This is a genomic window from Qipengyuania sp. R86523 (assembly GCF_044596365.1).
GTDB classification, from domain to species: Bacteria; Pseudomonadota; Alphaproteobacteria; order Sphingomonadales; family Sphingomonadaceae; genus Qipengyuania; species Qipengyuania citrea.
Window position 1 is genome coordinate 2,132,624 of record NZ_CP138997.1, and the last position, 22,128, is coordinate 2,154,751.

The following is a 22,128-nucleotide window of genomic DNA, read 5'->3' on the forward strand; positions in this document are numbered from 1 at the left end:
ATAGCGCGCACGCATGAGGGGCAAATACGTTACGGAAACGCTTCGGGTCGAGGAAAGTGGCATTGCACGTGCCGCAGAAACTCTGCGTGCCGGAGGCCTGGTCGCTGTCCCCACCGAAACGGTCTATGGCCTTGCTGCCCGGGCGGACAGCGAAGCCGCCGTGGCCGACATCTATGCGGCCAAGGGGCGACCGAGCTTCAATCCGCTGATCGTGCATGTCGCCAGCCTCGACGCGGCGCGCGAATTCGCCGACTTCTCGCCGCAGGCCGAAACACTGGCGCAGGCATACTGGCCCGGCCCGCTCACTCTCGTTCTCCCGCGCAAGCCCGAAGCGGGCCTCGCTGCCGCAGTGACTGCCGGGCTCGACACGATCGCGCTGCGCATGCCGGCCCATCCGGTCATGCGCCGAGTGCTGGAGGAGACCGGCCTGCCGCTCGCCGCGCCTTCGGCCAATCGCAGCGGCTATATCAGCCCGACTTCGGCCGCGCATGTGCTGGCATCGCTCGATGGCCGGATCCAAGCGGTGCTCGATGGCGGCGAATGCGAGCGCGGCCTCGAATCGACGATCGCAGCCGTGCGCGGCGACGGGACGGTCGAAATCCTGCGCCCCGGGCCCGTCGAACTGGATGCGGTCAAGGGCGCGGGCGGGGGTATCGAGGCACCCGGCCAGCTCGCCAGCCATTACGCGCCGGGCAAGCCGGTCCGCCTGATGGCGACGCAAGTTGCGCCAGACGACTTCGTGATCGGGTTCGGCGACATCGCCGGGGACTGTTCGCTGTCCGAGAGCGGCAACCTGGCCGAAGCGGCAGCGCGGCTCTACACGTGTCTTCACCTGGGTGCGCGATCGCCCAAACCGCGTATCGCGGTGGCGCCGATCCCCGCAGAAGGCATCGGCATCGCGATCAACGACCGTTTGCAGCGCGCGGCGACGCCGCCCGATCAGTCGTCCTCGGGCTCGTAGAGGATCGAGGGGATGATCTGCTGCATTTCGGCATAGGTGTCGCGGGCGTCATCGCACGCCCGGCGATCGCCATCCTCGCAATCGTCGAGCTGCTTCTCATAGTCGCGTTCGAGCTTGGCGAGACGTTCCTCGCGCCGCCGGATTTCGCGGCCGCGCTTTTCATCAGCCTCGGACTGGCTGGTGGTGGCAAGATCCACACCTTTGCTGACGACCTTGACCGGCGCCGTCGCGACGTCGACCACTGCCTTGGCGAGGCAGCCCCCCAGCATGAGCGTGGCGGGCAAGAGCAGGATGAGAGCTTGGCGGCGCATGCGAATTCCTTTCGCTGCGCCGCCTAGCCGATAATCGCCTGGCCGTCGATCAACTCAGGCTTGCGGCTCGGTTTCCGCCTCGGGCTCGTCGTTCGGCGCCGCCGTGCTGGCTGCGCGGCAGTTGAGCTTGCCCGAACCCATCGAGGAGACGGTGCAATCGGCGCGTCCGTTCACCGTGACCGTGCCCGAACCCATGATCGAGGCTTCGACCTTGCCGTCGGAAGCGAATTCGGCATCGCCCGATCCGGCAACGGTGATGTCGGCGCCGCCCGCCTGCAGGCCGGCCATATCGGCCTTGCCCGAACCGGCGATCGTCAGGTCGAGCTGGTCGACCCTGCCCGATGCCTCGAAATTGCCCGATCCGGCAATGGTGAGGTCGAGCGATTTGGCATCGAGATCGGCAATCCGGGCCTTGCCCGAACCGGCGATGGTGACAGCGCTGTCTGCCGCCGATTGCATCGATGCCACCTCGACGTCGCCCGATCCGGCGAGCACCAGCGTGCTGATATCGGGCGTGGTTACGCGAATGGTCGCGATACCCGTACCGCCCCAGTCGCTGCTTTCGCGGCTGATACCGAGCGCATCGTCGTCGAGCGAAAAGCGCAGCTCGGCGATTGCATCCTCATCGCCCGATACGTCGATGTCGAGCGTGTCGCCCTTGGTGACGATAACCTTGTCGGGGCCGGCAAACACCAGTTCGCTGGGCGGCGCGCCGGTCATGTCGAGTTCGGCCAGCGGGACACCATCGGAATCGCCGATCTGGATGTCCACCCCATCGCATGCCGATACCAGCATCGCTCCTGCAAGCGTTGCCAATGGGGCGAAGCCTTTGAGCACTCGATGTATCATTGCGATGGATCCTCCTAAACCGGTTGCTGCGTGTTGCTGATATAATACAGCATGGCCAAAGCTTCAAGTCATGTGGGGGAAACGGGCAAAGCAGATCACCGCGTGCAGGTAAGACGGCCCGATCCCATGCGGTTCTGCGTGCAATCGCGCGTGCCGGTGACTGCGGCATTGCCGCTACCGACGATACTGGCGGAAACGCGTCCGCTGGCATGCAGCCGGGCATCGCCGGACCCGGCGATCGCCAGCTCCGCGTCGGTCACCCGCATAGCTTCGCCGGAAAGATCGCCGCTGCCGGCGATCTGCACCTGCATGGATGCCGCGCGGCCGGCCAGCCGCATGTCGCCCGAGCCTGCGATCTTTGCTGCCAACCTGCCCACGCGGACCCGTTCGATCGCGAGTTCGCCCGACCCGCTGACTGCGGCCCGGCCCGTCTCGCCATCGAGATCGGATACGGTTAGCCGACCCGAGCCGGCGAGATGCGCGCGCCTTATGGCGGGGGCGGACACTTCGATCCGCGCCGTCCCGGCCGCCGGCGTGCGTCGCCAGCGACGCCCGATCAGCAGTTCGCCATCTTCAACGACGAACCGCAGGTCGTCGAGCACCGCGCGGTTGCCGGAAGCCCGGATGCGCCAGCGATCCCCTTGCGAGACCACGACGTCGTCTGCCCCCGACAGCACGACCTCGTCGAATGCCTCGGTGGGGGACCATGCGGCTGGTATCGGCATCCCCTCGTCAAGCCGCGAGGAACCGGGCTGCGGGAAAGCGGGCACTGCGGCGAACAGCAGGAGCGCGGCCAGACCGCGTGAACAAGGGGAAAGAAAGCGGGTCATCGGTGATCTCCAGAATGCGGATCACCAGGCTCGCGCTAGCGCAGCAGTTTGTCGACCGCGTTCGTCGACAAATGTAATCGCTTGGCAGAGATGCTTTGCCAATTGCGATGCCGAACGAAAAAGGGGCGCTGGTGAGCGCCCCTTTTCCGAATGATTGCGAATGCGCTTACGCGTCTTCGGTGTTCTCGTAATATTGCGGCGCATGTTCGCGCAGCACGTCGAGGATCTTCTCGAGCGCGGTCGGCTCGTCGGTCTTTTCCATCGCGGCGAGTTCGCGCGCGAGGCGGCTCGAGGCGGCTTCGAAGATCTGGCGTTCCGAATAGCTCTGCTCGGGCTGGTCATCCGGGCGGAACAGGTCGCGCGTGACCTCGGCGATCAGGACGATTTCGCCCGAGTTGATCTTCGCCTCATATTCCTGCGCACGGCGGCTCCACATGGTCCGCTTGACCTTGGGCTTGCCCTTGAGCGTCTCCATCGCTTCCTTGAGCGTCTTGTCGCTCGACAGCTTGCGCATGCCGATCAATTCGACCTTGTTGACCGGAACGCGCAGCGTCATGCGTTCCTTCTCGAAGCGAAGAACATAAAGATCGAGCTGCATGCCGGCGATTTCCTCGCTCTGCAGTTCGATGACACGGCCAACGCCGTGCTTGGGGTAAACAACGTAATCGCCAACGTCGAAGGCATCAGCCTTGCTTGCCATGCAATCTTTCCTTTCGTCCGAGCAGCCTACGGCCAGCAACGGCATGACCGAAGCCTCTGGCCGCAGCCCTTGGCGGGATGCGGTCGGGCGCCGGTGGTGACGTTGCTGGTGACCTGCCCTTTCAATTCTCACACCTGGCCGGGAGCAAACCGGCGCAGTTGTTGCATTATATAGCACAGCTTGTGGTAAATTGCGAGTCCGGCGGAAATCACCCGGCGCGTGTCAGCTGCGCCGGTTGCGAAGTGCGGTCAGTTCGCCGCCCAGCAGCAACAGGAAGCCGGTGGCCCAGAACCACGTGATCAGCGCAACCACCGCGCCGAGCGCGCCATAGGTCGCGTTGTAGCTGCCGAAATTCGCGGCATAGAAGCCGAAGGCGGCGGTTGCCGCGAGCCAGGTCACCGCAAAGAAGCACGCGCCCGGCCAGATCGCGGCCCAGGCGGGGGCGGGGGCATGGGGAGCGAAGCGATAGAGCAGACCAGCGGCAAGCGCTGCGACGCCAAGCAGGAGGAGAAAGCTGGCGATACTGCCGAACATGCCGGCGATATTGGCGAGCGCCGCGCTGGCTGCCGCGGTCAGCACCAAGCCGGCAATGCCAGCCGCAGTGATAGCAAGAGCCATCAGATTACCCCCGAGGAATCCGCGCATACCGTCGACGCCGAAGGCGATGTTCAGCCCGGTCATCAGCGAGCGGGCGCCATTGCGGGCCCCGAACAGCGCAATCGCCAGCGCGACCAGCAAACCGGCGCCTTGGGCACCGCTCGACCCCTGCGCCACGCTTTCCAGCTGGTCGGTGATGAGCTCGGCCGCGGAAGGTGGCAGCTGCGCGGAAATCAGCGTGATATGCGAAGCCACCGTCGCGGCATCGGCGAACAGGCCGTAGGCCAGCACCAGCGACCCCAGCGCGGGAACGAGCGCAAGCAGCGCGTAATGCGCAATGCCCGCGGCCACGATCCCGATATTGTCTGCGCTGCCGGCCTGCCAGGCCGCTTTCAGGTCAGCCAGCACGCGGCGCGGCAATCAGTCGCCTTCGCCAGGTTCGGGCGAGAAGAACTTCTCGAACTTGCCCTCTTCGCCCTTGTGCTCGTCGGCATCTGCGGGCGGTTCTTTCGACTGGGTGATGTTCGGCCATTCGGCGCTGAACTTGGTGTTCAGCTCGAGCCATTTTTCGAGATTGTCCTCGGTGTCGGGCAGGATCGCTTCCGCCGGGCACTCGGGCTCGCATACGCCGCAGTCGATGCATTCGCTCGGATTGATGACGAGCATGTTCTCGCCTTCATAGAAACAATCGACCGGACAGACCTCGACGCAGTCGGTGTACTTGCACTTGATGCAGTCATCGGTGACGACATAGGTCATGAGTAGCGTAATCCCTCGAAAATCATTCCAGACCGCGCTGCTAGGGGGAATTATCCGCCCGGGTCAAGCTCCCGATAACACGCCCGGGCCTCGCGCGGCGCACCGCGCCGTTCGGGAAGCGCGATGATCTCGACCAGCCTGACCGAATTGCCGAGCGGCAATGTCAGCACGTCCCCTTCGAGGATATCGCGCGAGGCGCGGGTGACGCGTTCGCCATTGCGGCGGATGTGCCCTTCGTCGACCAGCCGGTGTGCAGCGCTGCGCGTGCGTACGAAGCGCAGGTAGCACAGCAGCCGGTCGATTCTCATTCAGCGGTCGCCATCAGCGGACCAGATCGGCCAGCGCGGCAAAGGCATTGCCCTCGCTGGGCCGGGCGGGTTTCGTGCGTTCCTGCTTGCGGCGCGAGGGGCGCCATTCCCAGCGATCGGGGCGGGGCGGTCCGAACTGCCCTTCGGCCTGCGGCTGGGCCCGCTGCACGCGGAAGCCCGCATTGCCAAGCAGCCGCGCGATATTGCCTTCCTCGAGCCCGATCGAAACCGGCAGCGCGTAATCGAGCACGAACTTGCGCCGGCGATCCTTGGCCTGCGCCTTCGCACGCGTTTCGTGGGCGGCGCGCAGGATCTTCTCTGCCAGATCGATCCGGATCGCCTGCGTCCCCGCATGGCGGTAGCCGGACGGCAGTTTCCTGATCTCGCCCAGTACTGGCAGCATCGCTTCCTGCAGTGGCCGGCGATCGCGGCCCAGCGCATGCAGCAATTGCCGCGGTGCCGGCTTGAGCAGGGCGAGGGCAAAGATGTCGAGCGCGCCGAAGGTCACGCCGATCTTGCGCAGGAAGGGCCGCATCTCCTTGGGCAGATGCTCCAGCCCGGCCTGTTCGCGGGTGACGTAGCCATGCCCCGCGATCAGGTTGAGCAGCAGCGCCCGCGCCTGCGACCCCGCATCGGGGTTGCTTGCCGCGTGATGCATTTTCTCGAGCGCTTCGAGCGGGGCCAACTTGCCGGCCAGCCAGCTCTCCAGCGCGGCCACCAGCTTCGCCTGCGCCGCTTCGGGCAGCGCGGTAATTTCGCGTGCGGGCTTGATCAACGGGTACACCGTGCCCTCGCGCTGCTCCAGCTGCGCCAGGACCTGTCCCCTCCAGCGGATCGCGCCGCGCGCCAGCTCCAGCTCGGCCATGTCCGATGCGGCCAGCGCTTCGGCGCGTTCGCCCAGCAGCTTGGGCAAGCCCTTTTCGGCAGCGGCAAGCAGCATCCGGCGATCCTCGTGGCGTGCGGCCGGATCGACGCTGAACCGCAGTCCCTCGACCTGGCCGAGCGCCTCGCCCTCGATGGTCACGGCGCCATCCTCGCCAATTTCGATCGGCAAAATGCCGGCATCCTGGCCCAATGATTTCATCAGGATTGCGGTCCTCCGGTTTACGAATTGTTCGGTCAGCCGCGCATGCAACGCGTCGGACAATTTGGCTTCGACAGCGCGCGCACGCGCGGCCATCTCGTCTCGCGCCAGCACCCAGTCGGGTCGCTGGCAGATATAGGCCCAGCTGCGAATCGCAGCGATACGGCCCTGCAGCGTATCGATGTCTCCGGACATATTGTCGAGTTCGCTGATCCGCGCCGCGACGTAATCCGCGCCGATATAGCCGCGACCGAGATCCTGCCATAGCCGCGCGACGAACCGCGCATGCACATCGGGACCCCGCTGGCGGAAATCGGGCAGCGAGCAGGCCTCCCAGAACCGGCGCACCATGCCCGGGCCGCGAACCGCGGCGGCCGCCGGTTCGTCGGCGAGCCGCTTGAGCGTGGCCAGGTCGATCGCCTCGGGCGCAAGCCGCAGCACCGGGTCGTCGGGCGGCGTCTCGAGATCGGCGATCAGCGCAGCCAGCGAATCGAAGCGCGGTTCGGGATCGCGCCAGAAAAGATGAGTCAGCGGGGCGAAGCGATGCTCCTCGATCGCATAGACCTCTTCCTCGGTAAACTCGGGCGCCGCGCCATGCTTCGACATGCCCGACAGCGTGCCGAAAGTGCCGTCGCGCTGGTGCCGGCCCGCACGTCCGGCGATCTGCGCCATCTCGGCAGGCAGCAGACGGCGCATGCGGACGCCGTCGAACTTGGTCAGCCCGGCAAAGGCGACGTGATTGACATCGAGATTGAGCCCCATGCCGATCGCGTCGGTCGCGACGATGTAGTCGACCTCGCCGCTCTGGAAGAGCGCGACCTGCTTGTTGCGGGTTTCGGGACTGAGTGCTCCCATCACCACTGCCGCCCCGCCGCGAAACCGCCGCAGCATCTCGGCGACGGCGTAGACCTGGTCGGTGCTGAAGGCCACGATCGCGCTGCGCGGCGGCAGGCGCGAGAGCTTGCGCGGCCCGATATGCGTCAAGGTGGAAAACCGCGGCCGGTCCGATATCTCCGCTTCGGGGATCAGCTGGCGGACCAGCGGTTCGAGCGTGGCCGCGCCGAGCAGCATCGTTTCCTCACGGCCGCGGGTGTTCAGCAGCCGGTCGGTAAAGATATGGCCGCGCTCGCGATCGGCACCGATCTGCGCTTCGTCAAGCGCCACGAATGCCGCCCCGGCTCCGTCGCGCGGCATGGCTTCGGCGGTGCAGCACATATAGCGCGCATTCTTGGGTTCGATCCGTTCTTCACCCGTGATCAGCGCGACGGCATCATCGCCCTTGATCGCCCGGACCCGGTCGTAGACCTCGCGCGCCAGCAGCCGCAGCGGAAAGCCCATGCAGCCGCTCGAATGCGCGACCATGCGCTCGATCGCGAGATGCGTCTTGCCGGTGTTCGTGGGCCCGAGGACCGCCTTGATCGCGCTGCGCTGCACGCGCTCTAGGTGGCAGTCCGCGCCGCAGCGCGCAACCACCCGGCCGGTGCTGTGCTCGGCTCGTCGCAAGCTCGACTCGCATGGCCGCAAGTTAAGGCTGCCTTTACTTTGTTTTGCCAAGCAAAGCGGGCAGACGCGCACCAATCAGGCCGTGCGCGCGCGGTAGCGCCGGATCTCCGGACGGAAGGGACACAGCACGTGTACAGGTCCCCAGCGGACACCGATGATGGACAGGCTTTGCCGGCATCCTCCGCGCAGGGCCCCCACGCGGCCGCGCTGGCGCATGACCAGATTCTGGCCGACGAACCGCGCGCCGCCACTTCGTGGACGACGGTGCGCGATCGCCTGTCCGTACGACTGGCCGGGCTGGACCTTGCGCCCGATCTCGGCAGCGATATCGGCAGCCGGCGCTGGGTGCGCGGGGTAGGGACGTTCGTTGGGCTGACCGCCGTCGCACTCGCCTTCTGGCCCAGTTTTGCCCCGCTCGAGGCGGCGCCATCGGCCCATGTCGACGATGCCGTGCGCGACGAATACCGCAGCCAGATGATCCTGCCGCTCGCGCTTGGTGCCGACAGCGGGCGGCGCATGGGCGCGACCACGCTGGCTGCTCCGCTCGCGGCGGCGCCCGAACGCCCCACGCTCGAACTGGTGACCACGCTCGCACGCGGCGACAGCCTCGAACGCATGCTACGCCGTGCCGGGGTGGGCCGCGACGACACTGCAAGGGTCGCCCAATTGGTGGGCGGCGCGGTCCCGCTCGAGGAAATCCAGCCGGGGACCACCTTCGGCATCACGCTGGGCCGCCGCACGGCACCGGGCGCGCCGCGCCCGCTCGAGGCGCTCGATTTCCGCGCCCGGTTCGACCTAGCGCTCGAAATCGGCCGCTTCACCCAGGGGGCCGATCTGGCGCTGACCAAGAAGGCCATCCGCGTCGACGAGACCCCGCTGCGGATCCGCGGCACGGTGGGCGACAGCCTCTATCGTTCGGCGCGCGCGGCCGGCGCCCCCGCCAGCGCGGTGCAATCCTATCTCAAGACGCTGGGCCAATATGTGAATCTCGACCGCGATATCCGCGCGGGCGACACGTTCGATTTCATCGTCGCACACCGGCGCGCCGCGACCGGCGATCGGCAGGCGGGCCAGCTGCTCTATGCCGGGCTCGAGCGCGACGACACGCCGCGCGTCCAGCTGATGCGCTGGGGCGAGGACGGCGAATTCTACGAAGCCTCGGGCGTGGGCGAACAGCGCGGCGGGCTGATGGCACCGGTACCGGGGCGGACGACCTCGGCCTTCGGCATGCGCCGCCACCCGATCCTCGGCTATCGCCGGATGCATGCAGGGCTCGACTTCAAGGCACGGCACGGCACGCCGATCGTCGCGGTCACCGATGGCCGCGTCACCGGCGCGGGCCGCATGGGCGGCTGCGGCAATGCCGTGCGCCTGCGTCACGATGGCGGGATCGACACGCGCTATTGCCACATGAGCCGCATCGCGGTGAATCGCGGCCAGGCCGTGCGCCGCGGGCAGGTGATCGGCTATGTCGGTTCGACCGGCCTGTCGACCGGGCCGCACCTCCATTACGAAATGTACCGCGGCGGCCGCGCGATCGACCCGGCATCGGTGCAATATGTCACGCGCGCACAGCTGGCCGGCGCCGATCTGCGGCGCTTCAGGGAAGCGCTGGCGCGGATCAAGACGGTCGAACCCGGCGCCGCGCTTGCTGCGCTCGAGCAGACTGCGGCCGAAGTCGCGGCGCAGGAACCGATCCGCGAGATCGACAAGCTCGGCCCGCCCAAGAAGGGCTGAGATTGCACCGCGCGTCCGCATGCGGCATTGCCGCGCGATGACCCAAGCAAGCTACCCCGCCACCCGCCTGCGCCGCACACGCGCCAACGGCTGGAGCCGCGCCATGCACCGCGAAACCGTGCTGACGCCCGCCGATCTGATCTGGCCGCTGTTCGTCACCGATGGTTCCGGGGTCGAGGAACCCGTTACCAGCCTTCCGGGCGTGTCGCGCTGGTCGGTCGACCACATCGCCAAACGCGCGAAGGAGGCGGTCGATCTGGGCATCCCCTGCATCGCGCTGTTTCCCAACACGCAGCCCAATCGCCGCAGCGACGACGGGGCCGAGGCGCTCAATCCCGACAATCTGATGTGCCGCGCGATCAAGGCGGTCCGCGATGCCTGCGGAAGCGATATCGGCATCCTCACCGATGTCGCGCTCGACCCCTATACCAGCCACGGCCAGGACGGGCTGCTCGACGACGCCGGCTATGTCGTCAATGACGATACGGTGGCAGTGCTGGTCGACCAGGCGGTCAACCAGGCCGATGCAGGGGCCGATATCATCGCCCCGTCGGACATGATGGATGGCCGCGTGAAGGCGATCCGCATGGCGCTGGAAATGAACCAGCATCCCAACGTCCAGATCATGGCCTATGCTGCCAAATACGCCTCCGCCTTCTATGGTCCGTTTCGCGATGCGGTGGGCTCGGGCGGCCTGCTCAAGGGCGACAAGAAAAGCTACCAGGTGGACCCTGCCAATGGCGACGAGGCGCTGCGCGAGATCGCTTTCGACATCGCCGAGGGCGCCGACAGCGTGATGGTCAAGCCGGGCCTCGCCTATCTCGACATCATCTGGCGCGCGAAGCAGGAATTCGGCGTGCCGGTGTTCGCCTATCAGGTCAGCGGCGAATATGCGCTGATCGAGGTCGGCGCAGCCGCGGGGGTGGGGGACCGCGACGCGCTGCTGATGGAAAAGCTCCTGGCCTTCAAGCGCGCCGGGTGCAGCGGGGTGCTGACTTATTACGCGCCGCGCGCCGCCCAATTGCTCAATGGCTGAGTTTCGCCACGAGACCGACCGGTTGATCCTGCGCGATTGGCGTGAGGAAGACTGGCCGTTCTTCTGGGAGGGGACCAATACGCCCGGCGTAATGCGCTGGCTGGGCGGGGTTTGCGACGGCGCGAAGCGCGATGCGGCGCAGCAGCGTCTGCTCTCCTACGAACGCGAACATGGTCACACCTTCTGGTGCGTCGAGCGCCGCGGCGATGGCGCGATCCTCGGTTTCTGCGGTCTCAAGCGTTCGAATCAGGCGGGCGGCCCGCTCGACATGATGGAAGTGGGCTGGCGGCTGCGCGAAGACGCCTGGGGCAGGGGCTATGCGAAAGAGGCCGCTACCGCCTCGCTCGATCTTGCCTTCGACCGGTTCGATGCGGAAGAGGTGATCGCCATGACGGTTCAGCGCAACACGGCCAGCTGGGGGTTGATGCAGCGGCTGGGAATGCGCCGCCGCGACGATCTCGATTTCGACAATGCGGAGTTCGACAAGGAGGACCCGGTCATCATCGTCTATTCGGTCGATCGCGCGTCATGGACAGCCCATCGTGGCTGATATCATCGCCGAAACCGACCGGCTGATCCTGCGCACGATCGAGGAAGGCGACGCCGCCCGACAGGACCGCCTGCTCAACACGCCGGCGGTCATGGCGCGGCTCGGCGGGGTCAAGGAACTGCACGAAATCGAGGCGAAGCACGCCAAGGCGATGGCAATGTATGCCCGCGAGGGCTTCAGCTTCCTGTTCATGATCGAAAAGGCGAGTGGCGAGATGGTCGGGCATTGCGGGATCAAGCGCGTCGACAACCCACTGGCGCCCAATGTCGGCGATCACGAGATCGGCTGGCTGGTGCGCGAGGATCGCTGGCGGCGCGGCTATGCCGAAGAGGCGATGCGCGCGGTGCTCGACTGGGCCTTCACACGCATCGCGGCGCCGCACATCGTGGCGCTGACCAGCCACGCCAATGCCGGAAGCTGGAAACTGATGCAAAAGCTCGGCATGGTCCGCCGCGAAGATCTCGATTTCGCGGACCCGGCCTTCCCGGCCGAGGACAATCCGACGATCCAGTATTCGCTCACGCAAGAGCAATGGGAGAGCGCGAAGTGACTGCAAGCCGCCCCGGCGTAACCATCATCCCGATCCACGGCCACACGCCGCGCATCCACGACAGCGCCTTCATCGCGCCCGGTTGCACGATCATCGGCAATGTCGAGATCGGGGCCGACAGCTCGGTATGGTACAATTGCGTGCTGCGCGCCGACGTCAGCCGAATCGTCATTGGCGAGCGGTCGAACATCCAGGACGGCAGCGTGGTCCACTGCGATCCCGAGCGTCCCGGCGATCCCGATGGCGCACCCTGCATCATCGGCGATGACGTCCTCGTCGGCCACATGGCGATGGTCCACGGCTGCCGAGTCGAGGACCGCGGTTTCGTGGGGCTCGGCGCGATCGCAATGAACAAGGCGGTAATCGGCTCCGATGCCATGCTGGCAGCGGGCGCCATGCTGACCGAAGGCAAGGTCATGGGCGCGCGCGAACTATGGGGCGGCCGTCCCGCGCGCAAGATGCGCGATCTCGACGATGCCGCGATCGCGGGCATGCGGATGGGCGTGGCGCATTATGCCGAGAATGCCCGGCATCACGCCGCCGCGGTCGATGCCGCGACCCAGCGCTGACCTGCCCGACCGCGCCGCTCTGGCATCGCGGATCAGCGCGGGCGAGATATCGCTGCGCGTCACGCCCGGCGCGCGCAGCGAATTGATCAGGGTCGAAAGCGATCATGTCGCCGTAAAAGTCCGGGCCCGGCCCGAAAACGGCGCGGCGAATGCAGCGACGGAAAAACTGGTGGCGCGGGCGCTTGGGGTCGCGACGTCACGCTGTCGGATTGTGCGCGGCGCAACTTCGCGCGCAAAGGTTCTGTCGGTCAGTCCCTGATCAGCGCGCGCAGGGCATCGATCCGGTCGGCTTCGTGCGGCGGCTTGTCCCAGCGGATCCGGTGAATGCGTGGAAAGCGCATGGCGAGCCCCGATTTGTGGCGCTTGCTGGCATGGACGCTGTCGAACGCGACCTCGAACACCAGCTTGCGCTCGGTCTCGCGCACCGGGCCGAAGCGGTTGACCGTGTGCTGCCGCACATGCCGGTCGATCTTTTTCAGTTCCTCGTCGGTAAACCCCGAATAGGCCTTGCCCACCGGCAGCAGGTCGGCCCCCTGGTCCGGATCACCGTCCCAGCAACCGAAGGTGTAGTCGGAAAAGAAGCTCGAACGCTTGCCGCTGCCGCGCTGGGCATACATCAGCACGCAATCGACCAGCAGCGGATCGCGTTTCCACTTGTACCAATAGCCGACCCGCCGCCCGGCGATATAGGGGCTGTCCTTGCGTTTTAGCATCAGCCCTTCGATCGCGTCGTCGCGGCTGCCTTCGCGGATTTGCGCGAGATGGTCGAAATCGCGTGCTTCCACCACCCGGCTGATATCGAAATGGCTGTCGGGCAGCCGCCCCATCAGCTTTTCGAGCGTGGTGCGGCGATCGGTCCAGGGCCGTTCGCGCTGGTCCTCGCCATCGAGCAGCAGCACGTCGTACAGCCTGACGAAGGCGGGGAATTCGCGCAGCATCTTCTTGCTGACAGTCTTGCGCCCGAGCCGCTGCTGCAGCGCGTTGAAGCTGGCGGCGCCGCCTTCCTCGCCGCCCTGCGTCGATCCGCGCACCAGCAATTCGCCGTCGAGCACTGCGGGGAACGGCAGCACGTCGAGCAATTCGGGAAAAGTCGAGGAAATGTCGTCGCCCGAGCGGGAGTAGATGCGCGTTTCCCCGCCCGCGTGGACGATCTGGACGCGGATGCCGTCCCATTTCCATTCGGCCGCGTAATCGCCCAGGTCGACCACGGTCTCTTCCAGCGGATGCGCCAGCATGAACGGGCGGAAGGTCGGCAGATTGTCGATGTCGGGCGGCGGCTGGCCCTTTGCTGCCCAGTCGAACAGCGCGGTATAGGGCGGCTCCAGGCCGTGCCAGTATTCCTCCACCTCGTCGACCGACACGGCGAAGGCCTGCGCGAAGGCCGTCTTGGCGAGGCGGCTGGATACGCCGATCCGCATGCCGCCGGTGGCCAGCTTGAGCAGCGCATAGCGGCCTGCGGCGTCGAGCCGGTCGAGCAGGCGCGGCAGTTCGGCCACCACGCTCTTGCGGTTCATCGCCGACAGCAGGTCCACGCTCTCGCTGACCGAAGGCGGATCGGGTTCGCGATCGGGCGAGGGCCACAGCAGGCTGGCGGTTTCGGCGGTATCGCCCACGAAATCGCGGCTGAGCGTCCACAGGACCGGATCGACCCGGTCCTTGAGCAGATTGCGGATGGTCGAGCTCTTGACCGCGGGAAAGTCGAGCCCGTCGGCCAGCGCGGCGAGCGCCCAGCCGCGATCGGAATCGGGCGTCGCGCGCAGATATTCGGCGATCAGCCGCAGCTTCTCGTTGCGGCTGCGCGTATAAACCAGCGCGTCGATCAGGGCGGCGAACTCTTCCATGCTATGTCCGGGGGCGGGCGATGGAGGCGGGAAGCAAATCAGTCATCCTCGTCCTCATAGCCGACCAGCGCGAGCGCCCGGGCACGGCGCTGGTGCAGCTGGCACCAGCGCAGCAGCGCATCTTCGCGGCCATGCGTGATCCAGTTTTCCTGCGCGTCGACTTCCTCGATCGTGCGCGTCAGTTCGCCCCAGTCGGCGTGGTCGGAAATGACCAGCGGCAGTTCGACATTGCGTTGCCGTGCGCGCTGGCGCACGCGCATCCACCCGCTCGCCATGGCGGTGATCGGTTCGGGAAGTCGGCGGCTCCAGCGGTCGTTGAGCGCCGAGGGCGGGCAGACCACGACATGCCCACGCATGTCCTCCTTGCTGTGATCGGCCACCAGCCGCAATTCACCCAGATCGACCCCGTGTTCCTCGTACAGGCGGCACATCTTCTCCATCGCCCCGTGCAGATAGATCGGCTGGCGATGCCCCGCGGCGCGAAGTTCGGCGATCACGCGCTGCGCCTTGCCCAGCGCATAGGCGCCCACCAGCACGCAGCGGTCGGGATGCGCGGCCAGCCGGTCGAGCAGCTTGGCCATCTCCTCGGCGATCGGCGGGTGGCAGAACACCGGCAGGCCGAAGGTCGCTTCGGTGATGAAGATATCGCACGGGGTAACTTCGAATGCGGGGCAGGTGGGGTCGGCGCGGCGCTTGTAATCGCCGGTCACGATTACCCGCTCGCCCGCGTGTTCGAGCAGGATCTGGGCGCTGCCGAGCACGTGGCCGGCGGGGATATAGGTCGCATCAACGCCGCCCGGCAGGCGGATCGTTTCGCCGTACTCGACCGGCACCGCTTGATGCGGGATCTCGCCGGCGTCGTCCTCGGCCCCGGTGCGATAGCGCAATTCCATGATCGCCAGCGTCTCGGGCGTGGCGACCGTCTGGCCATGCCCGCCGCGCGCATGGTCGGCATGGCCATGCGTCACCAGCGCCTTGTCCACGGCCCGGCTGGGATCGACCCAGCAATCGGCGGGGACGACATGGATGCCCCACGGCTCGGGCTTGATCCAGGAGAAGGGGGCAGCACTCATCTCCGACTCAAACGAAAAGGGCGCCGACCGTTCCCGGTGGCGCCCTTTCATGTGATGCGAAATGCCGCGTCAGCTGTTGCCGCCGTTTTCCTCGCTGGCATCGGCTTCGGGCTTCTTGTTGCCCGCCGCCTTCTTTTTCGCGGCCGGTTTGCGCTTGGTACGGGGCGGGGCGGGGGTGAGTTCGAAGGCCGGTTTGCCGTCCTTCATCGTCACCGAAACCTCACCGCCGTCGGCCAGCTTGCCGAACAACAGTTCCTCGGCCAGCGGTTGCTTGATCCGATCCTGGATCAAGCGGCCCATCGGGCGCGCGCCGAACAGGCGGTCGTAGCCCTTGTCGGCCAACCATGCGCGGGCTTCCTTGTCGAACTGGATGTCGACATTCTGTTCAGCCAGCTGCAGTTCGAGCTGGAGGATGAACTTGTCGACCACGCGCGCGACGGTGTCCTTGCCGAGATAACCGAACGGCACGATCGCATCGAGCCGGTTGCGGAATTCGGGCGTGAACATCCGCTTGACCGCTTCCTCGCTCGCATCTTCCTTGGACACGTCACCGAAACCGATGCCCTGGCTGGCCATGTCGGCCGCGCCGGCATTGGTGGTCATGATCAGCACGACATTACGGAAATCGACCGTCTTGCCGTGATGGTCGGTCAACCGGCCGTTATCCATCACCTGCAGCAGGATGTTGAACAGGTCGGGATGCGCCTTCTCGATCTCGTCGAGCAGCAGCACGCTGTGCGGATTCTGGTCGACCGCATCGGTCAGCAGGCCGCCCTGGTCGTAACCGACATAGCCCGGGGGCGCGCCGATCAGCCGGCTGACGCTGTGGCGTTCCATGTATTCGGACATGTCGAAGCGCTTGAGTTCGATCCCCATGATGCTGGCGAGCTGACGCGCGACTTCGGTCTTGCCGACCCCGGTCGGGCCACTGAACAGGAAACTGCCGATCGGCTTGTCCGGGTCGCGCAGGCCCGCGCGGCTGAGCTTCATCGCAGTCGCCAGCTTCTTGACGGCCGCATCCTGCCCGAAGACCACGTGCTTGAGATCGCGTTCGAGGTTCTCGAGCGCCTTCTTGTCGTCCTTGCTTACCGATTTGGGCGGAATCCGCGCCATCGTCGCAATCACCGCCTCGATCTCGCGCGCAGTGATCTTCTTCTTGCGGCGGCTGGGTGGGACCAGCATCTGCATCGCCCCGACTTCGTCGATCACGTCGATCGCCTTGTCGGGCAGCTTGCGGTCGTTGATGTAGCGGGCCGACAGCTCGACCGCGGTCTTCAGCGCATCGGCGGTATAGGTAACCTTGTGATGGTCCTGGAAGGCGGTCTTCAACCCCTTGAGGATCTTTACAGTGTCCTCGATGGTGGGTTCGTTCACATCGATTTTCTGGAACCGCCGCAACAGCGCGCGATCCTTCTCGAAGTGGTTGCGGAATTCCTTGTAAGTGGTCGAACCGATGCAGCGGATGGCGCCGCTCGACAGCGCGGGCTTAAGGAGGTTGGACGCATCCATCGCTCCGCCGCTGGTCGCCCCGGCACCGATCACCGTGTGGATTTCGTCGATGAACAGGATCGCTTCGGGCATGCCTTCGAGTTCGGTGACCACCTGCTTGAGCCGTTCCTCGAAATCGCCGCGATAGCGCGTGCCGGCCAGCAGCGCGCCCATGTCGAGCGAATAGATCACTGCTTCCTGCAGCACTTCGGGAACGTCGCCCTCGACGATCTTGCGCGCTAGCCCTTCAGCAATGGCGGTCTTTCCGACGCCGGGATCACCCACGTAGAGCGGATTGTTCTTGCTGCGGCGGCACAGGATCTGGACCGTGCGATCGACTTCGGGCCCGCGGCCGATCAGCGGATCGATGCGTCCGTCCTCGGCCTTCTTGTTCAGATTGACCGTGAACTGGTCCAGCGCGGTTTCCTTCTTGCCCTTGTCGCCCGCCTTGTCGTCACCCTGCGCCTCGCCGCTTTCGGCGCCTTCGGGTGATCGGCTTTCGACCGGCTTGCCGCCCTTGCCGATACCGTGGCTGATGAAACTGACGGCGTCGAGGCGGCTCATGTCCTGTTGCTGCAGGAAATAGACCGCGTAGCTGTCACGCTCGGAAAACAGCGCAACCAGCACGTTCGCGCCGGTCACCGTGTCCTTGCCCGACGACTGGACGTGGAGGATGGCGCGCTGGATCACACGCTGGAACCCTGCAGTCGGCTGCGGATCGGCGCTCTCGTCCGACTGCAGCGACTGGTATTCCTGTTCGAGATATTGCTTCACCACCGCGGTAAGCTCGGCCAGGTCAACGCCGCAGGCCGCCATGACCTGCGCCGCATCCTCGTCGTCGATCAACGACAGCAGCAGGTGCTCGAGCGTGGCATATTCGTGCCGGCGCTCGCCCGCGTCGGTGAGCGCGGCGTGAAGGGTCTTCTCGAGATTGGCGGCGAAGCTGGGCATTCAGATATCTTTCTCGTGGGACTTGCGCGAAGCGGACATTAGACAGCCTATGCGGCGAAAGTTAGCCAAAGCTGTATGCGGGCGTGATATGGGTACGGAACCCGGCTTTTTCAGCCCCGGCACCGGCAACTATTCCTTCGCCCCGAACAACGCTTCGGCCGCGTCGCGATGCGCGGCTGCGGCCTGCCGGTGTTTCTCGACCCGGGCGATCTCCGCTTCGAGCAGGGCGATGCGGGCGGCGAGCTCGCTTTGCGAATAGGGGGCCAGGTCCTCGCCGGCCAACTGGCTGGCGGCGTCGCCTCGCGGGCGTGGACTCGCGTCATCTTCCATTGACAGCAATGTCGCAATTCTGGGTGGTTGCTGTCAACGGTAACGCGAGGTATTGCGCGGCGGGCGTGCCGGGGGAAAGCGCGCAGCAACCGATCTAGAGGGGGTCCGCGAGTGGCAGCCAATTTGCCCGAGACGATGACGGCGATGGGATTCGACGAGGCCGGGGGGCCCGAAGTGCTCCGTCCGGAAACGCTGCCCGTGCCGGTGCCCGGCGCCAACCAGATCCTGATCCGGGTCGCCTATGCGGGGGTCAACCGCCCCGACGTTATCCAGCGGCAAGGCTTCTATCCGCCGCCGCCGGGCGCCTCGCCGATTCCCGGGCTCGAAGTGTCGGGCACGGTGGTGGCAACCGGCCCCGGTGTCGGACCCGAGGTGCAGGGTCGCCGCGTCTGCGCGCTGGTGTCCGGCGGCGGCTATGCCGAATATTGCTTGGCGCATGTCGCACACAGCCTGCGCCTGCCCGACGACATGGCGTTCGATACGGCGTCGGCCATTCCCGAAACGCTGTTCACCGTGTGGCACAATGTGTTCGAGCGCGGCTGGGCCAGCGACGGCGAAACGCTGCTGGTGCATGGCGGGACCAGCGGCATCGGGACCATGGCGATCCAGCTCGCCAAGGCCTTCGAGATGAAGGTGATCTCGACCGCGGGCAGCGACGATAAGTGCGCAGCCATCCGCGAACTCGGCGCCGATCTGGCGATCAATTACAAGACCCAGGACTTCGTCGAGGAGGTCAAGCGCTTCACCGATGGCGAAGGCGTCGATGTCGTACTCGACATGGTCTCGGGCGATTATGTTGCACGCAACATGGAATGCCTCGCCGAAGATGGCCGTCACGTCACGATCGCCGTGCTTGGCGGGCTGAAGGCGGAAATCAACATGGCCACCGTGATGCGCAAGCGGCTGTCGCTGACCGGATCGACGCTGCGGCCGCGGTCGGACGAATTCAAGGCGCTGATCGCCGACGAGATCTATCATCATGCCTGGCCGCTGTTCGAAGAACGGGCGGTCGCCCCGGTGATGGACCAGACCTTCCCGCTTGCCGAAGCCGGCGCGGCGCATGCGCGGATGGAAGAAGGCGCGCATATCGGCAAGATCGTGCTCGAGGTGTTCGGCGACTGAGGCGGGTTGCTACCTGACCGACCGGGCGGAGACCCTTTGACGCTTGCCGTAAGGCCCCGGACGACTCGGGATTGTCGCAATGTCGCCTATCGGTAACTCCACTGTGAATCGCCCGTAACAAACATGTGCCAGGACTAGGGCCGTAACCCATCAGGGGGTCCGGCCCATGAACGATCTGCCCAATCATTTCGACGCCGCGCACAAGGTTGCGAATTTCCCTTCGATCAAGCCCCGCGTACCCGAACGCAGGCTCGAAGAGCGACGCACCTATCGCACGATCTGGATCAGCGACGTGCATCTCGGCACCAAGGGCTGCAATCACGAACTGCTGATCGACTTCCTCGACCACACCGACAGCGACACCATGTATCTGGTCGGCGACATCATCGACGGCTGGCGGCTGAAGAAGAAGGTCTACTGGCCGCCCGAACACAGCGATATTGTCTGGCGCATCCTCAAGCGTGCCAAGCGCGGCACGCGGATCATCTATATCCCGGGCAATCACGACGAGATGGTCCGCCCGTTCAGCGGCATGAATTTCGGCGGAGTGGAAATCATGCGTGCCGCGTTCCACGACACCGCGGACGGGCGCCGGCTGATGGTCCTGCATGGCGACGAATTCGACACCATCATGCTGGCGCACCGCTGGCTCGCCTTCGTCGGCGACGCGCTCTACCACGTGATGATGAAGCTCAACAATTGGGTGGCCGCCGCGCGCAAGCGGCTGGGCCTGCCCTATTGGTCGATCTCGAAAGCGGCAAAGAACAAGGTCAAGAACGCGGTCGAGTTCATCTCGAAATACGAGGAAGTGGTCGCCCGCGCGGCGGCGGAGCGCGGCGTCGACGGCGTGGTCTGCGGTCATATCCACACCGCCGAGTTCCGCAGTTTCGAATATGGCGGCAAGCGCGTCGAATATTGGAACGACGGCGATTGGGTCGAAGGGTGCAATGCGCTGGTCGAACATGCCGACGGCCGCATGGAAATCCTCCACTGGCCTGACGAAGTCGCGCGGCGCAACCGCTGCGAAAGTGACGTCACGCCGTCAGTGCCGGAGGCCGCGTGACCGTGCAACTCGCTGCCGCCGGCACTCGTGCGGCCTGCCCGGCTGCCGCGCCACAGCGCATCGCGATCGTCACCGATGCCTGGCTGCCGCAGATGAACGGCGTGGTGCGCACGCTCACCACGACCTGCGACCATTTGCGCGCGCAGGGGCACGAGGTGCTGGTGATCTCGCCCGACCAGTTCAGCAGCGTGGCCTGCCCGACCTATCCCGAAATCCGGCTGGCGCTGGCATTGCCGGGCGTGGTCGGCGAAAGACTGCGCACCTTTGCCCCCGAAGCGATCCATATCGCCACCGAGGGGCCACTGGGCATGGCCGCACGCGGCTATTGCACGCGCCGGGGCATCCGCTTCACCACCGCCTATCACACGCAATTTCCGGATTACCTCGCCAGTCGGACGCACCTGCCCGCGCAGTGGTTCTGGCGGTATATCGAGTGGTTCCATCGCCCCGCGCGGCGCGTGCTGGTCGCGACCGAGAGCATCAGCGCGGAATTGCGCGCGCACGGCCTGCCGCAGCTGCATCGCTGGAGCCGTGGCGTCGATCTGGCCTGTTTCACGCCTGATGCGCCGCCGCCACCCGAATTCGCCGACCTGCCGCGCCCGATCCAGCTCTATGTCGGCCGGGTGGCGGTGGAAAAGAACATCGGCGCCTTCCTCGCCAATGGCTATCCCGGCAGCAAGGTCGTGGTGGGGGACGGCCCGGCGCTCGAAACGCTCAGGGCGGATCATCCCGAGGTGCACTTCCTCGGTCGCCGCACGGGACGCGGCCTTGCCGGATGCTACGCCGGGGCGGATGTCTTCGTCTTTCCCAGCAGGACCGACACCTTCGGCCTGGTGATGATCGAAGCGCTGGCCTGCGGCACGCCCGTCGCCGCCTTTCCCGTGCCGGGCCCGCGCGATATCGTCACCGAACAGGTCGGTGCGCTGAGCGAAAACCTCGACCGCGCGATCGCCGCGGCGCTGTTCTGCGACCGCAAGAGCTGCGCCGATTATGGCGCGGGCTTCAGCTGGAGTGCGGCGACGGGCCAGTTCCTCGCCGGGCTGGCTGCACTCGAGCCGGAGGCATTGCCGAGCGCCTGAGGCTTTCGCTTGTACAATCGGGCACTCTCGCCTAGATGGGCAGGATAACGGCCGTCCCGCGAGGGGCGGCCCTTCTATTTTCGCAAGACGAGAAAAGGCATTTCCATGGCCGACCAACCCAAACCGCTGATGCCGCATGCGACCGCCACCTGGCTGGTCGACAACACCGGTCTGTCGTTCGAACAGATCGCGGAATTCTGCGGCCTCCATATCCTCGAAGTGCAGGCGATGGCGGACGATCTGGCGGGCAGCAAGTATACGGGCCGCGACCCGGTGCATGCTGGCGAACTGACGCAGGAAGAGATCGAAAAGGGTCAGGCCGATGCGGAGTATCGCCTCAAGATGCAGCGCGCGCCGGTGGCGGTCAGCCGGACCAAGGGCCCGCGCTACACTCCCGTATCGAAGCGGCAGGACAAGCCCGACGGCATCGCCTGGATCCTGCGCAACCACCCGGAAATTTCCGATGCGCAGATCGGCAAGCTGATCGGCACCACGCGCAACACGATCGGCGCGATCCGCGAACGCAGCCACTGGAACATCCAGAACATCCAGCCCAAGGACCCGGTTACGCTGGGCCTGTGCTCGCAGCGCGAACTCGACGCCGTGGTGGCCAAGGCGGCCAAGAACCTGCCGGTCGACGATGAAGAAGCAGCGCCGGTGGTGGCCAGCGGCAGCAGCGATCGCGAGAAGCTGATCGAGGAACTGCACGCTGAACGCGAAGCCAACGTCAAGGCCGCTGCCGAAGCCGCGCAGGAAGCCGAAGCCGCGGCGTGGCTCGAAGCCAAGCGGACGAGCGAAGACGGCGGAGAGCCGGGCGATACCGGCCCCGCCTGACGC

23 protein-coding genes are annotated in these 22,128 nt (G+C 66.0%); 11 read left to right on the top strand and 12 right to left on the bottom strand.

From position 1 onward, the window contains the following. Positions 1–13 precede the first annotated feature (13 nt). Positions 14–961, top strand: a complete 948-nt coding sequence (locus tag SJY12_RS10480; protein ID WP_397505316.1) for an L-threonylcarbamoyladenylate synthase — start codon at positions 14–16, stop codon at positions 959–961. Here SJY12_RS10480 and SJY12_RS10485 read toward each other — a convergent pair. The 8 genes from SJY12_RS10485 to SJY12_RS10520 form a co-directional block, all read right to left on the bottom strand. Further along, on the bottom strand, positions 940–1,272 hold the full coding sequence (locus SJY12_RS10485; RefSeq protein ID WP_397505317.1) for a hypothetical protein: 333 nt from the start codon (positions 1,270–1,272) through the stop codon (positions 940–942). The genes SJY12_RS10480 and SJY12_RS10485 overlap by 22 nt on opposite strands. 54 nt (positions 1,273–1,326) lie before the next feature. Continuing rightward, entirely contained in the window at positions 1,327–2,043 is a 717-nt protein-coding gene (locus SJY12_RS10490) for a head GIN domain-containing protein (protein WP_397505318.1), read from the bottom strand. Between the two features lie 173 nt (positions 2,044–2,216). Next, positions 2,217–2,951: a head GIN domain-containing protein gene (locus tag SJY12_RS10495; protein ID WP_397505319.1), complete on the bottom strand. Its 735-nt coding sequence runs from the start codon at positions 2,949–2,951 to the stop codon at positions 2,217–2,219. 166 nt (positions 2,952–3,117) lie between these two features. Then, a complete protein-coding gene (locus SJY12_RS10500; protein WP_397505320.1) occupies positions 3,118–3,651 on the bottom strand; it encodes a CarD family transcriptional regulator in 534 nt (177 codons plus the stop codon). A 222-nt stretch (positions 3,652–3,873) separates the two neighbouring features. Next, positions 3,874–4,656, bottom strand: a complete 783-nt coding sequence (locus tag SJY12_RS10505) for a YihY/virulence factor BrkB family protein (RefSeq protein WP_397505321.1) — start codon at positions 4,654–4,656, stop codon at positions 3,874–3,876. Between the two features lie 12 nt (positions 4,657–4,668). Further along, on the bottom strand, positions 4,669–5,007 hold the full coding sequence (gene fdxA, locus SJY12_RS10510) for a ferredoxin FdxA (protein WP_050601465.1): 339 nt from the start codon (positions 5,005–5,007) through the stop codon (positions 4,669–4,671). A 50-nt stretch (positions 5,008–5,057) separates the two neighbouring features. Next, positions 5,058–5,315, bottom strand: a complete 258-nt coding sequence (locus SJY12_RS10515; protein ID WP_050601464.1) for an RNA-binding S4 domain-containing protein — start codon at positions 5,313–5,315, stop codon at positions 5,058–5,060. Positions 5,316–5,328: 13 nt separating this feature from the next. Continuing rightward, complete coding sequence (locus SJY12_RS10520) at positions 5,329–7,833, bottom strand: helicase-related protein (protein WP_397505322.1); 2,505 nt, start codon at positions 7,831–7,833, stop codon at positions 5,329–5,331. A 198-nt stretch (positions 7,834–8,031) separates the two neighbouring features. On the opposite strand from SJY12_RS10520, the gene SJY12_RS10525 reads away from it, so the two are divergent. Genes SJY12_RS10525 through SJY12_RS10550 form a run of 6 tightly spaced genes read left to right on the top strand, consistent with a single transcriptional unit; the run spans position 8,032 to position 12,603 of the window. After that, positions 8,032–9,639 (top strand): M23 family metallopeptidase, encoded by a 1,608-nt coding sequence (locus tag SJY12_RS10525; RefSeq protein ID WP_397505323.1) that lies wholly within the window; start codon positions 8,032–8,034, stop codon positions 9,637–9,639. Between the two features lie 37 nt (positions 9,640–9,676). Further along, positions 9,677–10,675 (top strand): porphobilinogen synthase, encoded by a 999-nt coding sequence (gene hemB / locus SJY12_RS10530; RefSeq protein WP_397505324.1) that lies wholly within the window; start codon positions 9,677–9,679, stop codon positions 10,673–10,675. Then, positions 10,668–11,225 (top strand): GNAT family N-acetyltransferase, encoded by a 558-nt coding sequence (locus SJY12_RS10535; RefSeq protein ID WP_397505325.1) that lies wholly within the window; start codon positions 10,668–10,670, stop codon positions 11,223–11,225. Before hemB ends, SJY12_RS10535 begins: the two co-directional genes overlap by 8 nt. Next, the gene (locus SJY12_RS10540) at positions 11,218–11,775 is read left to right on the top strand and encodes a GNAT family N-acetyltransferase (RefSeq protein WP_397505326.1); all 558 of its coding nucleotides are present in this window, start codon (positions 11,218–11,220) and stop codon (positions 11,773–11,775) included. Before SJY12_RS10535 ends, SJY12_RS10540 begins: the two co-directional genes overlap by 8 nt. Beyond that, a complete protein-coding gene (locus SJY12_RS10545; RefSeq protein ID WP_160766250.1) occupies positions 11,772–12,344 on the top strand; it encodes a gamma carbonic anhydrase family protein in 573 nt (190 codons plus the stop codon). The genes SJY12_RS10540 and SJY12_RS10545 overlap by 4 nt, the downstream gene beginning before the upstream one ends. Beyond that, on the top strand, positions 12,325–12,603 hold the full coding sequence (locus SJY12_RS10550) for a DUF167 domain-containing protein (protein WP_397505327.1): 279 nt from the start codon (positions 12,325–12,327) through the stop codon (positions 12,601–12,603). The genes SJY12_RS10545 and SJY12_RS10550 overlap by 20 nt, the downstream gene beginning before the upstream one ends. Here SJY12_RS10550 and SJY12_RS10555 read toward each other — a convergent pair. From SJY12_RS10555 to SJY12_RS10570, 4 genes are all read right to left on the bottom strand, one after another. Then, entirely contained in the window at positions 12,593–14,185 is a 1,593-nt protein-coding gene (locus SJY12_RS10555; protein ID WP_397505328.1) for a cisplatin damage response ATP-dependent DNA ligase, read from the bottom strand. The two genes, SJY12_RS10550 and SJY12_RS10555, sit on opposite strands and share 11 nt — an antisense overlap. A 38-nt stretch (positions 14,186–14,223) precedes the next feature. Then, on the bottom strand, positions 14,224–15,258 hold the full coding sequence (locus tag SJY12_RS10560; protein ID WP_050601456.1) for a ligase-associated DNA damage response exonuclease: 1,035 nt from the start codon (positions 15,256–15,258) through the stop codon (positions 14,224–14,226). A gap of 69 nt (positions 15,259–15,327) precedes the next feature. Next, a complete protein-coding gene (gene clpA / locus SJY12_RS10565; RefSeq protein ID WP_050601455.1) occupies positions 15,328–17,697 on the bottom strand; it encodes an ATP-dependent Clp protease ATP-binding subunit ClpA in 2,370 nt (789 codons plus the stop codon). A 129-nt stretch (positions 17,698–17,826) separates the two neighbouring features. Beyond that, the gene (locus tag SJY12_RS10570) at positions 17,827–18,027 is read right to left on the bottom strand and encodes a DUF1192 domain-containing protein (RefSeq protein WP_063506515.1); all 201 of its coding nucleotides are present in this window, start codon (positions 18,025–18,027) and stop codon (positions 17,827–17,829) included. A 111-nt stretch (positions 18,028–18,138) separates the two neighbouring features. Between SJY12_RS10570 and SJY12_RS10575 the strand changes: the two genes are divergently transcribed. The 4 genes from SJY12_RS10575 (at position 18,139) to SJY12_RS10590 (ending at position 22,125) form a co-directional block, all read left to right on the top strand. Next, the gene (locus tag SJY12_RS10575; RefSeq protein ID WP_397505329.1) at positions 18,139–19,149 is read left to right on the top strand and encodes an NAD(P)H-quinone oxidoreductase; all 1,011 of its coding nucleotides are present in this window, start codon (positions 18,139–18,141) and stop codon (positions 19,147–19,149) included. A 166-nt stretch (positions 19,150–19,315) separates the two neighbouring features. Further along, entirely contained in the window at positions 19,316–20,212 is an 897-nt protein-coding gene (locus SJY12_RS10580) for a UDP-2,3-diacylglucosamine diphosphatase (protein ID WP_050601453.1), read from the top strand. Positions 20,213–20,304: 92 nt separating this feature from the next. After that, positions 20,305–21,291 (top strand): glycosyltransferase family 4 protein, encoded by a 987-nt coding sequence (locus tag SJY12_RS10585; protein ID WP_397506692.1) that lies wholly within the window; start codon positions 20,305–20,307, stop codon positions 21,289–21,291. A 105-nt stretch (positions 21,292–21,396) separates the two neighbouring features. Beyond that, complete coding sequence (locus SJY12_RS10590; RefSeq protein WP_050601452.1) at positions 21,397–22,125, top strand: DUF1013 domain-containing protein; 729 nt, start codon at positions 21,397–21,399, stop codon at positions 22,123–22,125. Positions 22,126–22,128: the final 3 nt, after the last annotated feature.